The following is a 14369-nucleotide window of genomic DNA, read 5'->3' on the forward strand; positions in this document are numbered from 1 at the left end:
CAAATGGCCGGCAGGCAGGGAGAGCCCGCAAGCGCACGCGTCACAGCGAATGGGTAACCATGAGGAAACGGCGGCGGTTCCTGGGGTAACGCGTTTTTTGTCGAGCTACTTGCCGACCGGCCCATCCCGCCGCGACCAGTCCTCGAACGAGCCGTCGTAGAGCAGCACGTCCAGCCCGAGCGTGCGAGCGGCGAACAGGGTGGCGGTGGCCTGCTGACCCACGTGGCAGTAGGCGATGACGGTGTCGCCCGGCTTCACTCCGGCCGCCTCGAACCGGGCCGCGATGGCCTCGGGCGAGGCCAGTTTCAGGTCGGGCGTCGTCACCTCGGCGAACGGCACGCTGCGGGCGCCCGCGATGTGGCCGGCCTTGTGCGGCCGCGCCGCCGTTCCGCCGGTCTTGGCGCCGGAGAAGAACTCCGGGGTCCGGGCGTCGACCACCGCATAGCCGCGCCGGCGGGCGTGGGCCTTCACGAAGTCGGCGTCGACCACCAGCGGCTTGAACCGGATCGGCCGCAGCCGGCCGGGGCGCGGCGCCGGAACCTCGGTCGACAGCGCGCCGCCGGAAGCCGCCCACGCCGCCGCGCCGCCGTTGAGGAGCACGGTGCGCCGGCCGAGCCCGGCCGCGTCGAGGGTGAACACGACGCGGGTCGCCGACTGGACGCCCTCACGCGTGGGCACGACCACGATCCGCGATCGCTCGGTCACGCCCAGCGCCACCAGCCGCGCGCGCAGCGCCTCCGCCTCCGGCAGTTCCAGGATCAGCGGGTCCGGGCCCCTCGGCGGCGCGGCGAAGTCGGCCAGGCTCACGAGGCGCGCGCCAGGGATGTGGCCGGCCTCGTAACCGGCCCGGTCGCCGACCTGCAGGACCACCAGCGCAGGATCGCCCAGACGCCCCGCCAGCCACGCCGGCTCCACGACGAGCCGCTCCCGCGCCGTCGCCGCGAATCCCGGCTGGACCAGCGCCAGCGCCAGCATCGCCGCCAGAAAAAGCCGCATCGCGTGAGCCTCCGAGAACCCCGGCAGGCTAGACCCTCTGGCGCCCGATCCAAGCCCCCGCGGCAACGGCCTGCGGCGCCGGCGCCTGGGCCCGGGCGATGAGGCGGGCCGCGACGTCGCAGAGCGGGTCCAGCACGTCCAGCCTGGCGATCCAGCTGTGCGGCAGCGGATCCAGGCCATGGAGGGCGCCCCAGATCTGGCCGGCGATCGAGGCCGTCGTGTCGCTGTCGCCGTCGTGGTCGGCCCCCAGGCGCAGGGCGTCCTCGAACCGGTCGGCCCGCAGCGCCGCGTAGAGCCCGATCGCCAGGGCTTCCTCGCCCGTCCAGCCCTGGCCCAGGGCCGCGATAGCGCGATCGGGCGCCGTACCCTCGCCGGCCAGGCGCCGGGCGGCGCGCACCGCGGCCAGCACCTCGCCGCCGTCGGGCATCCGCGCGAGGCGGGCCTCCATGCGCTCGAGGGCGGAGGTCATGGGCGTCTCGTCCAGCAGGTCGCGCAGCAGGCTCGCCAGGGCCGCGGCGCTGAGGCGCGCCACGGCATGTCCGTGGGTCAGGGCCGCCGCGGCATGGGCGAGGCGGAAGGCTTCGTCGGCGTCGATGGCGGGGACGAGGCCCAGGGGCGCGACGCGCATCACCGCGCCACTGCCTTTGGAGTCGTTGACGGGCGCTTCGATGGTCCCGCGGGCCCCGCCGCGCAAGGCGCCAAGGCAGGTGCTGCCAGGTGCGCGCAGCGCCCACATCTCGCGGTGCTGGCTGAGGCCGGGCGCGCCGGTGGCGAACTCCTCCCGCTGGGTGCGGAACCAGGCGAGGTAGGCGTGGCGGATCCGGGCCAGCACCTGCTCGGAGCGCCGCACGCCGGCGAGCGCCAGGGCCGAGAGCAGTCCGTCGGCAGTGTAGAGGGTCATCTGGGTGTCGTCGCTGACCACCAGGCGGCCTCGCGAAAGGCGAGGTTCGACCAGGCCCTGTGCGCCGAAAGCCTCGCGGATCTCGGCGCGCGACTTGAATTCGACGGGGTAGCCGAACGCATCCCCCAGGGCGCCGCCGAACAGGCACCCCAGGATCCGTCCCGCGACGTGGTGATCGGCAAGCGGCTCGACGGCGAGCGCCGCCGCCAGTCGCGGCGCGTGCGCCCGCGCCGCCGCCTCGCCGGCAGGGACGCCCAATTCCGTCAGGAGCCTCGCGGCCAACCACCGGGCGCGCACGCCGCCGGTGTCGCAGTGGACCAGCACCCGCCCGCCGCGCCGCAGCACGCCGCGCAGCCGGTGGCCCGCATAGGCCCAGAGGCGCTCGAAGCGGGCGTCCGGAGCCCCGCCGGCGCGCAGGACGAGATGGTGCCATTGGGGCGCAAGGCCGGCGAGCGTCTCGGGCAGGTCCGCACGGCCGATCAGCCGCAGTTCCTGCGCCGACATCAGGGTGACGATCGCATCGGGCCGGAACGCCGCGACGACGCGCAGGTCCTCCTCCAGCGTCGCCACGCCGCTTCCGGGACAGGCGCAGACGCCGATCACGCCTCGCCCCTGCGCGACGGCGTCGATGCGGAACGTTTGAGGCGTACAGGCGACACTCATGGCCGGACCTCGGTTGACTCGGTTTCGAACTAACTTAGTGTGCAATTCACACTTACCAGTCCGAACTTAGTGTAGTCAACACACGAACATGCCGTTCACCTACGACTATCCCCATCCGGCGGTCGCCACCGACATCGCTGTCTTCACCCTTCGGCGGGGCGCGCTGAACGTCCTGCTCATCGAGCGGGGCGAGGCGCCGCACAAAGGGGCGTGGGCGCTTCCCGGCGGCTTCCTGCAACCGGACGAGGAGCTGGACGACTGCGCCCGCCGCGAGCTGCTCGAGGAGACCGGGGTCGACGCCGAGCTGCTCCTGCACTTCGGCAATTTCAGCGCCCCGGACCGCGATCCCCGCGAGCGCGTGATCTCGGTGGCCTATCTGGCGCTGCTGCCGTCGGACGAGCTGCGGCTGGCGGCCGCCACCGACGCCGCCCAGGCGCGGTGGTTCCCGGTGGACGACCTACCGCCCCTCGCCTTCGACCACGACGAGATCCTGCGCCAGGCCCTGGCGGCCCTGACCTCACAGGCGCGCCGCATCTCGCCGCTGTTCGCCCTCCTGCCGGGCCGGTTCACCCTCAGCCAGCTTCAGGGCGCCTACGAGGCGGTGGTGGGCGAGGACGCGGAGAAGCGGAACTTCCGCAAGATGGTGTCCGCGCTCGCGTGCGTGCGGGAGACGGACGACTTCGCCCACGGCGCGCACCGTCCCGCGCGACTCTACGAGCCGGCCGCCAACGGGATCAGTCCCGGGCGGGATACAGGTCGTACGTCCGCGACCCCACCACCAGCCGCTCGGTCTTGATCTCCAGGGTCCCGTCGGTGCGCTTGTGACCTCGCGCGGTCACCTGCGTCCCCTTCGGGATCGCCGCAAGGGTCAGCCCCGAGCGCTGGATCGCCGCCGGCGGAGCCAGCATCACGGCCCAGACGCCGTCGGCGGTGCGCACCCGGATCAGCCCGTGCGGTTGGCCCAGGGAGGCGGTTTCCACCACCCCTGATACCTGGCTTTCCTGGTCGCTGTAGACGGACCAGCCGTGGTGGGCCTCAGCGGCGCCGCCCGCCAGGACGAGGGCGGCCACAGCGCCCATGATCGACAGTCTTGCCATTCCGACCTCCTGCCCCCGGGCCGCGACGTTAAGGCCTGACACGGCTTGTAGAAAGGCTCGTTTGCGCGCCCCTGCGGAAGGCGGGTAACCCTGCCGCCGAGATCCGCAATGGAGGCCCGGCCTTGGCTGACCTGTTCGCACCGATGACGCTGGCGCATGGCCCGGCCATGAAGAACCGCTTCATGCTGGCTCCGCTCACCAACCTGCAGAGCCATGCGGACGGCACGCTGTCGGACGACGAGTTCCGCTGGCTGACCAAGCGGGCCGAGGGCGGCTTCGGCCTGACCATGACCTGCGCGGCGCACGTGCAGGCCGTGGGCCAGGGCTTCCCCGGCCAACTGGGCGTCTTCGGCGACCAGCACCTGGACGGCCTCTCGCGGCTGGCGGCGGCGATCGAGGCGGCCGGCAGCGTGTCGGCGCTGCAGATGCACCATGCCGGCAACCGCAGTCCGAAGGAGCTGGTGGGCCAGCCGGTCTGCCCGTCGGACGATCCGGAGACCGGCGCCCGGGGCCTGTCGCTGGGCGAGGTCGAACAGCTGGTGGAGGACTTCGTGGCCGCCGCGGTCCGCGCCGAGAAGGCGGGTTTCGACGGCGTCGAGATCCACGGCGCGCACGGCTATGTCCTGGCCCAGTTCCTCTCGCCCGAGATCAACCGGCGCGAGGACCGCTATGGCGGCTCGGTCGAGAACCGCGCCCGCATCATCTTCGAGATCATCGAGGGCGTCCGCGCCCGCACCGGCGCCGACTTCCAGCTCGGCCTGCGCCTGTCGCCCGAGCGCTTCGGGCTGAAGCTCGCCGAGATCGTCCAGGTGGCGCGGTCGGTCCTCGACGACGGCCGGATCGACTATCTCGACATGTCGCTGTGGGACGTCTTCAAGGAGCCGACGGAGGAGGCGCACAAGGGCCGCAGCCTGATGAGCTACTTCACGGAGCTCAAACGGGGACATGTGCGCCTGGGCGTCGCCGGCAAGGTGACCAGCCCGGCCATCGCCTCGACGATGCTGGAGAACGGCGCCGACTACGTCCTGATCGGGCGGGCGGCGATCCTGCACCACGACTTCCCGGAGCGCGCCCGCGATCCGGGCTTCACGCCGGCCGCCCTACCGGTCACCGCCGAATATCTGGCCAACGAGGGCCTGGGACCGGCGTTTGTCCAGTACATGTCCACCTGGCCCGGGTTCGTTCAGGCGGCGTGAGGCGGCGCGCGCCGCACGCGCATTCCAGAGGGTCAGGGCGACGACGATGACCGCATAGACGCCGAACGCGGTCAGCAACACCTCGGCGCCCATCCTCTACTACTCTGAGTGGAAGGGTCGCTCTTTCTCGCCCGCCTGGAAATTCCGTAGCGCTACTTCCGTACAACTACCTAGGCCTTGACCGGCGAGCGCCGCGGGCCGTGGACCGCCCGTCGCCCAATCCAACAGTTCGACGGGATGGACCACCGGTGCGTCCAGCACTGGCGCGAGCTGGGCCATGCAGCCGACATTGCCGGCGGCGACGACGGTCGCGCCGACGGCGTTGACGTTGGCGGCCTTGCGGTCGCGCAGCTTCGTGGCGAGTTCGGGCTGCAGGATGTTGTAGACTCCGGCCGACCCGCAGCAGAGATGGCCCTCCGCCACCGTCCGCACGTCGAAGCCGGCCTCCGCCAACAGGCGCGGGGGCGCGGCCTTGATCTGCTGGCCGTGCTGCAGCGAGCAGGCGGCGTGGTAGGCGACGCTGAGCGAGGGCGTCCGCACCCGATCCGGAAGGCCGACCTCGGCGATGAACTCCAGGACGTCGCGCGCCGGGACCGCCTCGCCCACCAGCCGGCCATAGGCCTTCAGCATGGTTCCGCAGCCGGCGGCGGTGGTGACGATCGCCGCGACCGGCCCGGCCTTGGCCCAGGCCGCCAGATTGGTCCGCGCCATGGATTTGGCCTCGTCCGCACGCCCGAGATGTTCGGACAGGGCGCCGCAGCAGCCTTCCCCTTCGGCCAGCACGACCTCGTAGCCCGCCCGCGCGATCAGGCGGATGGCGGCGGCGCGGACCTGCGGCGCCATCGCCGGCTCCACGCATCCCTGGAGCAGGATCACCCGTCCCCTCGGCGCGCCCGACGGCAGCGGGACCTGGGCGGCCGCCGCCCGCGGCGGGGACGGCGGAACCAGTCGCAGCAGCGCGGCGAGCGGCGCCAGCCGCAGCCGCGTCAGCAGCGGCTCCAGCGGGCGGGCCAGGCGGCCGAGGGCCAACGCCGCCGCCAGCCGCCGCGGGCTGGTCAGCACCGCCGGAAGCAGCGCGCGCAATATCCGCTGCGGCCAGGGCCGCACGTGGTGCGCTTCGATATGGGCCCGGGCGTGGTCGATCAGCTGGGCGTAGTCGACGCCCGACGGGCAGGTGGTGGTGCAGGCCAGGCACGAGAGGCAGCGGTCGACATGGGTCACCGTCTCCGGCGCCGGGGGGCCGCCCTTTTCCAGCATCTCGCGGATCAGCTCGATCCGCCCGCGCGGGCTGTCGCGTTCGTCGCCGAGCAGGACGTAGGTCGGACAGGTGGCCGTGCAGAAACCGCAGTGGACACACTTGCGGATGGCGGCCTGGCTGGCGGCGGTCTGCGGGTCGGCCAGCTGTTGGGGCGAGAAGTCGGTCCTCACGCGCCGCCCTCCAGCCGCCCGGGATTGAGCACGCCCAGCGGGTCGAACGCCGCCGTCACCCGGTCGTGCAGCGCGCCCAGGGCCCCGTCACGCGGACCGAACGCCGGCGCGCCACGCAGGCAGAGGGCGTGCCCGCCCAAGCTGTTCGCCACCGCGCGCACCTTGGCCGCCGGCTCCTCGGTGAGCAGCCAGGCCAGGCCGCCGGCCCAGTCGTAGAGCGCATCGCCTGGCAGGCCGTGCGGACCCCGCCAGCCGACCGCCGGGGGTAGGGACAGCCGCCACAGCGGCCGCGGATCGCCGGCGAACGCCTCCACCTCGCGGATCTGGGCCCAGAACGCCTGGCTGTGGGGTCCGTCCAGGGCGTCGATCCGGCCATAGCCCTTGAGCGCCGCGGCCAGGGCCTCCGCCCGCGCGGCGACGGAGGCCTCGAAGCCTTCGAGTCGGAGCGCCGTGGTCGGCATCTCGGCCTTCAGCGGACGCGCTCGGGCCGCGAAGGACGGCAGGTGCGCGGCGCCCGAGACCTCGAAGGGGCCGTTCATGGCGAGGGCCATGGCCTCGCTGGCGCGCACGTCGGGCAGGCCGAACAGCAGCAGGGTGGTCTCCGTCCGGGACGCCGGCAGCACCTTCAGCGTCACCTCGGTGAGGATGGCCAGGGTGCCCCACGATCCGGCCATCAGCTTCATGAGGTCGTAGCCGGTGACGTTCTTCACCACCTTGCCGCCCGCCTTGAACATCTCGCCCCGGCCCGACACCGCGGCGAAGCCCAGGAAGTGGTCGCGCGCCGCGCCCGCCCGGATCCGCCGCGGCCCGGAGAGGTTGGCCGCCAGCACGCCGCCCAGGGTGGGCTCGCCCCGCGCCCCGAGCAGGCGCGTCCAGCGCGGCGGCTCGAAGGCCAGCATCTGGCCGCGCGAGGCGACCAGCTTCTCGATGTCGGCCAGCCGCACGCCGGGCTGGACGGTGAGCACCAGCTCGTCGGGCGCATAGTCCACGATCCGGTCCAGCCGCTGGGTCGACAGCACGAGGTCGACAGGGTCCATGATCCCGACGGCGCGCTTGGTTCCGCCGCCGATGACCTCGATATGACGCGCCGCGGCGCCGGCCTCGGCGACGAGGGCCTGCACCTCCTCCGGCGTGGTGGGCTTCAGGACGCGGACGGCGGTGTCGATCATCAGAACCGCGGCAGTTCGGGGAAGGCGAGCTTGCCCCTGTGCACGTGCATCCGGCCCAGCTCCGCGCAACGGTGCAGGGTCGGGAAGACCTTGCCGGGATTGAGCAGGAGGCCGGGGTCGAAGGCGCACTTCACCCGCTGCTGGCAGGCGAGGTCCGTGGGGTCGAACATCTCGCCCATCAGATCGCGCTTCTCGACGCCGACGCCGTGCTCGCCGGTCAGAACGCCGCCTACGGCCACGCAGAGCTTCAGGATGTCGGCGCCGAAGGCCTCGGCCTTCTCGAGCTGGCCGGGGATGTCGGCGTCGTAGAGGATCAGCGGGTGCAGGTTGCCGTCGCCGGCGTGGAAGACGTTGGCGACGCCGAGCCCGTACTCGGCGGACAGCTCGGAGATGCGGGTGAGGACCTGGGACAGTCGTCCGCGCGGGATGGTGCCGTCCATGCAGAAGTAGTCCGGCGCGATCCGCCCCACCGCGGGGAAGGCCGCCTTGCGCCCGGCCCAGAACGCCAGCCGCTCGGTGTCGCTATTGGAGACGCGCACGAAGTCGGCGCCGCGCTGGGCGGCCAGGGCGCGGACGTGGCCGGTGAGCTCGGCGCACTCGGCCTCGGGCCCGTCCAGTTCGACGATCAGCAGGGCGGCGGCGTCCACCGGATAGCCGGCGCCCACGAACGCCTCCGCCGCCCGGATCGCCGGATTGTCCATCATCTCCAGCCCGGCCGGGATGACGCCGGCGGCGATGATGTCGCCGACCGTCGCGGCCGCGCCTTCCACGGTGGCGAACCCCAGCAGGAGCGCCCGGGCGGTCTCGGGACGCGGCAGGATCCGCACCGTCACCTCGGTGACGACGCCCAGCAGCCCTTCGGAGCCGGTGACGAGGCCGAGCAGGTCATAGCCCTCGGCGTCCATGGCCTTGCCGCCCAGGCGCACGACCTCGCCGCTCATCAGGACCAGTTCGCAGCCCAGCAGGTTGTTGGTGGTCAGGCCGTACTTCAGGCAATGCACGCCGCCGGAGTTCTCGGCCACGTTGCCGCCGATGGTGCAGGCGATCTGGCTGGACGGGTCGGGGGCGTAGTAGAAGCCCTGGCCCTCGACGGCGGCGGTGACGCCCAGGTTGGTCACGCCCGGCTGCACCACGGCGCAGCGGTTGGCGTAGTCCACCTCCAGCACCCGGTTGAACTTGGACAGGCCCAGCACCACCCCGTCGGCCAGCGGCAGGGCCCCGCCGGAGAGCGAGGTCCCGGCGCCGCGCGGCACCACCTTCACCCCATTGGCCTGACACCAGCGCAGGATCTCGGAGACCTGCTGCGTCGTCTCGGGCAGCACGACGGCGATCGGGGTCTGGCGGTAGGCGGAGAGACCGTCACTCTCGAACGGGACCAGCCCCGCGGGTTCGGACACCACCCCCTCGCCCGGCACGATCTTCCGGAGCGCCCGCACGATCTCGGCCTTTCGGGCGATCAGCGCAGGGTCGGGCGCGGGCATGTGCATGGGGGCATCAGTAAGCGGAGACTCGCCCCTCTCAAAGCGTGTCATCCCGGTTTTGGACGAAGGCCAAAACCGGGATGACAAGTAGGGGGTCAGCGGCCCTCGAACTGCGCCGTGCGCTTCTCGTTGAAGGCGCCGACGCCCTCGCGGCGGTCGTGGGTGGTGAAGAGGTGGCTGTAGACGGTCAACTCCAGGTCCATGGCGCGGGCCAGGTCCAGGTCCTGGCCGCCGTGGACGACGCGCTTGGCGCCGCGGACGGACAGGGGGGCCTTGCTGGCGATCACCCGGGCGACGCCGAGCACGGTGTCGAGCAGCTGATCCGGCGGCACCACGCCGCTTACGAGGCCCCAGGCCAACGCCTGATCGGCGGTGAACGGGGCGGCGGTGGTGAGGATCTCGATAGCCCGGCGCGGCCCGACGGCGCGGGTCAGGAGCTGGGTGCCGCCGAGGCCCGGGATGATCCCGAGACCGGCTTCCGGCAGGCCGAAACGCGCGCCCTCCGCGGCATAGGCGAAGTCGCAAGCCAGCGTCATCTCGCAGCCGCCGCCCATGGCCGCGCCCTGTACGGCGGCGATCACCGGGACGGGGCAGGCCAGGTGGGCGCGGATCATGGCCTCGAACAGCCGGTGCTGCTCGGCCCACGCCTCGTCGGTCATGCCGTTGCGTTCCTTCAGGTCGGCGCCGGCCTGGAAGTGCCTGCCCTCGCCGCGCAGGATCACTGCGCGCAGCGCCTCGTCGCCCCGCAGCTTGGACCAGACCTCCAGCAGTTCGCGGCCCATCTGGGTGGAGAGCGCATTGGCCACGTCCGGCCGGTTGAAGGCGATCACCGTGACGCCCGGCGCGGCCTCTTCGACCTTGATGGTTTCGTATGTCATCAGAAGCTCTTCGGCTGGCCCAGGACGTGGGTGGCCACGTGGCTGAGGATCAGGTTCGTGGAGATCGGGGCCACCTGATAGAGGCGGGTCTCGCGGAACTTGCGCTCGATGTCGTATTCCTCGGCGAAGCCGAAGCCGCCGTGAGTCTGCAGGCACATGTCGGCGGCGTACCAGGAGGCCTCCGAAGCCACCAGCTTGGCCATGTTGGCCTCGGTCCCGCAGGGCTGGCCGGCCTCAAACAGGGCGGCGGCCTTGTCGACCATCAGGCTGGCGCTGGTCATCTGGACGTAGGCGCGGGCGAGCGGGAACTGGACGCCTTGGTTCTCGCCGATCGGGCGGCCGAAGACGACCCGGTCCTTGGCGTACTGGCTGGCGCGGTCGATGAAGAACCTGGCGTCGCCGATGCATTCGGACGCGATCAGGATCCGCTCGGCGTTCATGCCGTCGAGGATGTATTTGAAACCCTTGCCCTCTTCGCCCACCAGGTTCTCTGCCGGGACCTCCAGGTCTTCGAACAGGAGTTCGGTGGTGGCGTGGTTCAGCATGGTGCGGACGGGGGTGATGGTCAGGCCCTTGCCCACCGCCTCGCGCATGTCGACCAAGAGCACGCTCATGCCGGCCGAGGTCCTGGCCTCGTCGCGGGGGCTGGTGCGGCAGAGCAGGACCATGAGGTCGGAATGCTCGGCCCGGCTGATCCACAGCTTGCGGCCGTTCACGACGTACTTGTCGCCGACCTTCCTGGCGAAGGTGGTGATGCGGGTGGTGTCGGTGCCCGCGTCGGGCTCGGTGACGCCGAAGGCCTGGAGGCGCAGCTCGCCGGTGGCGACCTTGGGCAGATAGGCCTCTTTCTGGGCCGGCGTGCCGTGCCGCAGGACCGTGCCCATGGTGTACATCTGGGCATGGCAGGCGCCGCCGTTGCAGCCCGAGCGGTGGATCTCCTCCAGCACCGCCGTTGCGGCGGCGAGGCCGAGGCCCGAGCCGCCGTATTCCTCCGGGATCAGGACCGAGAGGAAGCCGGCCTCGGTCAGGGCCTGGACGAAAGCCGTGGGATAGGCCCGCTCGCGATCGAGCTCGCGCCAGTAGGCGCCGGGGAAGCGCGCGCAGAGCCTGCGCACAGCCTCGCGGATCTCGGGAAAGGTCTCGGTGGTCACGCGACGCTGTGTGCCACGGCGACGTTGGGTGAGCATAGACTTTGCGCGCCCGCCCCGATGTCATCCCGGTTTTGGCGCAGCCAAAGACCGGGACCCCGCTGTGAGGCGTTTGATGGCCGGTTGGTGCGGAGCCGCTTCGCCCCGCGCCGCCCACAACACATCGGGGTCCCGGTCTTCGCGTGCCGCGAAATCGGGATGACAAGTCAATCAAACCCCTCAATTGCGGAATTTCAGGCACGATTTCCCGCCGAAACAAACCAATGCAGGCAATACCCCCGCGGCCCTGCCTCACCTTCGCGGAACTTGACCTTCGGACGGAAACGACGGCCTAGGGCTGGGGCATGAGGAAACTGCAATCGGCGCTCGACACCGGATCGGCCGCCTTCGCCGCCAACGCCGAGGTCAACCGCGCGCTGGTGGACGAGCTTCGGGAGCGGACGGGCCAGGCGGCGCTGGGCGGGCCGGAGGCGTCGCGCCAGCGGCATACGTCGCGCGGCAAGCTGCTGCCGCGGGAGCGGGTGATGCGGCTGCTGGATCCCGGCGCGCCGTTCCTGGAAGTGGGCCAGCTCGCCGCCTTCGGCCTCTATGGTGACGAGGCCCCCGCCGCGGGCGTGATCACCGGCATCGGGCGCGTGTCCGGCCGCGAGGTGCTGATCATCGCCAACGACGCCACGGTGAAGGGCGGCGCCTATTTCCCGCTGACGGTGAAGAAGCACCTGCGCGCGCAGGAGATCGCCCAGCAGAACCGCCTGCCTTGCGTCTATCTGGTGGACTCGGGCGGGGCGAACCTGCCGCACCAGGCCGAGGTGTTTCCCGACCGCGACCACTTCGGGCGCATCTTCTTCAACCAGGCGCGGATGAGCGCCGAGGGCATCCCACAGATCGCCTGCGTCATGGGCTCGTGCACCGCGGGCGGCGCCTATGTGCCGGCCATGTCGGACGAGACCATCATCGTCCGGGGCCAGGGCACCATCTTCCTCGGCGGCCCGCCGCTGGTGAAGGCGGCCACCGGCGAGATCATCAGCGCCGAGGAACTGGGCGGGGCGGACACCCATGGCCGCCGCTCCGGCGTGGTGGACCACGTGGCCGAGAATGACGAGCACGCGCTCAGCATCGTCCGGCGCATCGTGGCCAACCTGAACACCACCAAGGAGGTGGGGCTCTACATGGAGGAGCCCGAGCCGCCGGCCTTCGACCCCGAGGAGTTGTACGGCGTCGTGCCCACCGACGTGCGCGCGCCGTACGACGTGCGCGAGGTGATCGCCCGGGTGGTGGACGGCTCGAAGTTCGACGAGTTCAAGGCGCTGTACGGCACGACCCTGGTTTGCGGTTTCGCGCGGATCTGGGGCCATCCGGTGGCGATCCTGGCCAACAACGGGGTGCTGTTCTCGGAGAGCGCGCTGAAGGGCGCCCACTTCATCGAGCTGGCGTGCAAGCGGAAGATCCCGCTGGTGTTCCTGCAGAACATTTCGGGCTTCATGGTCGGCGGCCGCTACGAGGCTGGCGGCATCGCCAAGGACGGGGCCAAGCTGGTGACGGCCGTGGCGAGCGCGGAGGTTCCGAAGTTCACCGTCCTGATCGGCGGCTCGTTCGGCGCCGGCAACTACGGCATGTGCGGGCGGGCCTATTCGCCGCGCTTCCTCTGGACCTGGCCCAACAGCCGGATCAGCGTGATGGGCGGCGAACAGGCCGCCTCGGTCCTGGCCACCGTCCACCGCGACGCCGACAAGTGGTCGCCGGAGCAGGAAGAGGCGTTCAAGGCGCCTGTCCGCCAGCGCTACGAGGACGAGGGCAACCCCTACTTCGCCACCGCCCGCCTGTGGGACGACGGCATCATCGACCCCGCGCAGACGCGCGACGTCCTGGGCCTGTCCATCTCCGCGTCCCTGAACGCCCCGATCCCCGAGACGCGCTTCGGCGTGTTCAGGATGTGAGGTCCGACATGGCGAGGCTCATGGCGCGCCAGCGCGCGTCCATCCGACACGAAGACCACCAAGGTCACGAAGGACACAAAGGGAGCCTGCCCGCGGTTGCTTCGTGGTCTTCGCGCCCTTCGTGCTCTTCGTGTTTCGATATGACAGCGCCTGCGGCGCGTGGGGCGTCTGATGTTTAGGTCGGTTCTGGTCGCCAATCGGGGCGAGATCGCCCGCCGGGTATTCGCCACCGCGCGTAGCCTGGGGATCGAGACCGTCGCGGTCTTTTCCGAGGCTGACAAGGACGCGGCGCATGTGCGCGACGCGGACAAGGCGGTGCTGATCGGGCCGGCGGCGGCGCGGGAGAGCTATCTGCGCGGGGATCGGGTGATCGCGGCGGCGCAGGCGGCGGGAGCGGAGGCGATCCATCCCGGCTATGGCTTCCTGTCGGAGAACGCCGAGTTCGCCGAGGCGGTGATGGCCGCGGGCCTCGTCTGGATCGGCCCGCCGCCGCAGGCCATCCGGGCGATGGGCCTGAAGGACGCCGCCAAGGACCTGATGCAGAAGGCCGGGGTGCCGGTGACGCCCGGCTACCTGGGCGAAGACCAGTCGCCGGCGCGCCTCAAGGCCGAGGCCGAGAAGATCGGCTTCCCGGTGCTGATCAAGGCGGTGGCCGGGGGCGGCGGCAAGGGCATGCGGCTGGTGGAAAGCGCCGCCGAGTTCGAGGCGGCCCTGGCCTCCTGCCAGCGCGAGGCGGCGGCCAGCTTCGGCGACGACCGGGTGCTGCTGGAAACCTACGTCACCCGCCCGCGCCACATCGAGGTGCAGGTGTTCGGCGACCGCCACGGCAATGTCGTGCACCTCTACGAGCGCGACTGCTCCCTGCAGCGCCGCCACCAGAAGGTGATCGAGGAGGCGCCGGCGCCGGGCATGAGCGAGCAGGCCCGCGCCGCCGTCACCGACGCCGCCGTGAAGGCCGCCAGGGCAGTGGGCTATGTGGGCGCCGGGACCGTCGAGTTCATCGCCGACGCCAGCCAGGGCCTGCGCGGCGACCGCATCTGGTTCATGGAGATGAACACCCGCCTGCAGGTGGAGCATCCCGTCACCGAGATGGTCACCGGCCTGGACCTGGTGGAATGGCAGTTCCGCGTGGCGGCCGGCGAGCCCCTGCCCCTGCGCCAGGAGCAGATCGAGCTGAACGGCCACGCGGTGGAAGCCCGCCTCTACGCCGAGAACCCCGCCACCGGCTTCCTGCCGTCGATCGGCAAGCTGGAGAGCTTCAGCCTGCCCACCAGCGTGCGCGTGGACACCGGCGTGGACGAGGGCGATTCCATCACCCCCTTCTACGACCCGATGATCGCCAAGCTGATCGCCCACGGCGACGACCGCGACCAGGCGGTGGCGGCCCTGGCCGAGGCGTGCGGCGAGGTCGAGGTGTTTCCGGTGAAGACCAACGCCGCCTTCCTGGTCCGCTGCCTGGAGACGCCGGATTTCAT

12 protein-coding genes are annotated in these 14369 nt (G+C 71.4%); 4 read left to right on the top strand and 8 right to left on the bottom strand.

The features are described 5' to 3' along the window. Positions 1-105: 105 nt before the first annotated feature. Both AX721_RS03120 and AX721_RS03125 read right to left on the bottom strand, forming a co-directional pair. A complete protein-coding gene (locus AX721_RS03120; RefSeq protein ID WP_068874575.1) occupies positions 106-996 on the bottom strand; it encodes a sulfurtransferase in 891 nt (296 codons plus the stop codon). A 28-nt stretch (positions 997-1024) separates the two neighbouring features. After that, complete coding sequence (locus AX721_RS03125) at positions 1025-2560, bottom strand: ADP-ribosylglycohydrolase family protein (RefSeq protein WP_068874577.1); 1536 nt, start codon at positions 2558-2560, stop codon at positions 1025-1027. 88 nt (positions 2561-2648) lie between these two features. Between AX721_RS03125 and AX721_RS28225 the strand changes: the two genes are divergently transcribed. Beyond that, complete coding sequence (locus tag AX721_RS28225; RefSeq protein WP_082765435.1) at positions 2649-3356, top strand: NUDIX domain-containing protein; 708 nt, start codon at positions 2649-2651, stop codon at positions 3354-3356. On the opposite strand, the gene AX721_RS03135 is transcribed toward AX721_RS28225, so the two are convergent. After that, the gene (locus AX721_RS03135) at positions 3295-3657 is read right to left on the bottom strand and encodes a DUF6152 family protein (protein WP_068874579.1); all 363 of its coding nucleotides are present in this window, start codon (positions 3655-3657) and stop codon (positions 3295-3297) included. The two genes, AX721_RS28225 and AX721_RS03135, sit on opposite strands and share 62 nt — an antisense overlap. A gap of 122 nt (positions 3658-3779) precedes the next feature. Here AX721_RS03135 and AX721_RS03140 point away from each other — a divergent pair, with 122 nt between their 5' ends. Beyond that, positions 3780-4853, top strand: a complete 1074-nt coding sequence (locus AX721_RS03140; RefSeq protein WP_231733241.1) for an NADH:flavin oxidoreductase — start codon at positions 3780-3782, stop codon at positions 4851-4853. Between the two features lie 99 nt (positions 4854-4952). Here the strand turns inward: AX721_RS03140 and glcF are convergent, their stop codons facing one another. From glcF to AX721_RS03165, 5 genes are all read right to left on the bottom strand, one after another. Beyond that, entirely contained in the window at positions 4953-6281 is a 1329-nt protein-coding gene (glcF, locus tag AX721_RS03145; protein ID WP_082765434.1) for a glycolate oxidase subunit GlcF, read from the bottom strand. After that, complete coding sequence (gene glcE / locus AX721_RS03150; RefSeq protein WP_068874583.1) at positions 6278-7450, bottom strand: glycolate oxidase subunit GlcE; 1173 nt, start codon at positions 7448-7450, stop codon at positions 6278-6280. The genes glcF and glcE overlap by 4 nt, the downstream gene beginning before the upstream one ends. Continuing rightward, positions 7450-8937, bottom strand: a complete 1488-nt coding sequence (locus AX721_RS03155) for an FAD-linked oxidase C-terminal domain-containing protein (RefSeq protein ID WP_068874585.1) — start codon at positions 8935-8937, stop codon at positions 7450-7452. The genes glcE and AX721_RS03155 overlap by 1 nt, the downstream gene beginning before the upstream one ends. Positions 8938-9026: 89 nt before the next feature. Continuing rightward, the gene (locus tag AX721_RS03160; RefSeq protein ID WP_068874587.1) at positions 9027-9809 is read right to left on the bottom strand and encodes an enoyl-CoA hydratase/isomerase family protein; all 783 of its coding nucleotides are present in this window, start codon (positions 9807-9809) and stop codon (positions 9027-9029) included. Beyond that, positions 9809-10960 (bottom strand): acyl-CoA dehydrogenase family protein, encoded by a 1152-nt coding sequence (locus AX721_RS03165; protein WP_082765433.1) that lies wholly within the window; start codon positions 10958-10960, stop codon positions 9809-9811. Before AX721_RS03165 ends, AX721_RS03160 begins: the two co-directional genes overlap by 1 nt. Positions 10961-11301: 341 nt before the next feature. On the opposite strand from AX721_RS03165, the gene AX721_RS03170 reads away from it, so the two are divergent. Together AX721_RS03170 and AX721_RS03175 are read left to right on the top strand one after the other, a co-directional pair. After that, positions 11302-12894 carry a carboxyl transferase domain-containing protein gene (locus AX721_RS03170; RefSeq protein ID WP_068874590.1) on the top strand — a complete coding sequence of 531 codons (1593 nt, stop codon included), beginning with the start codon at positions 11302-11304 and terminating at the stop codon, positions 12892-12894. Positions 12895-13065: 171 nt separating this feature from the next. After that, a partial coding sequence (locus tag AX721_RS03175; RefSeq protein ID WP_068874591.1) for an acetyl/propionyl/methylcrotonyl-CoA carboxylase subunit alpha occupies positions 13066-14369 on the top strand: 1304 nt, incomplete at its 3' end.

The organism is Phenylobacterium sp. CCH9-H3 (assembly GCF_001557235.1).
In the GTDB taxonomy this organism is placed as follows: Bacteria; Pseudomonadota; Alphaproteobacteria; order Caulobacterales; family Caulobacteraceae; genus Phenylobacterium.

Bases quoted from the DNA above. Each gene is read 5' to 3' on its own strand.
- glcE (WP_068874583.1), bottom strand. From the start codon at position 7,450: ATGATCGACACCGCCGTCCGCGTCCTGAAGCCCACCACGCCGGAGGAG.
- AX721_RS03155 (WP_068874585.1), bottom strand. From the start codon at position 8,937: ATGCACATGCCCGCGCCCGACCCTGCGCTGATCGCCCGAAAGGCCGAG.
- AX721_RS03135 (WP_068874579.1), bottom strand. From the start codon at position 3,657: ATGGCAAGACTGTCGATCATGGGCGCTGTGGCCGCCCTCGTCCTGGCG.
- AX721_RS03120 (WP_068874575.1), bottom strand. From the start codon at position 996: ATGCGGCTTTTTCTGGCGGCGATGCTGGCGCTGGCGCTGGTCCAGCCG.
- AX721_RS03160 (WP_068874587.1), bottom strand. From the start codon at position 9,809: ATGACATACGAAACCATCAAGGTCGAAGAGGCCGCGCCGGGCGTCACG.
- AX721_RS03125 (WP_068874577.1), bottom strand. From the start codon at position 2,560: ATGAGTGTCGCCTGTACGCCTCAAACGTTCCGCATCGACGCCGTCGCG.
- AX721_RS03170 (WP_068874590.1), top strand. From the start codon at position 11,302: ATGAGGAAACTGCAATCGGCGCTCGACACCGGATCGGCCGCCTTCGCC.
- AX721_RS28225 (WP_082765435.1), top strand. From the start codon at position 2,649: ATGCCGTTCACCTACGACTATCCCCATCCGGCGGTCGCCACCGACATC.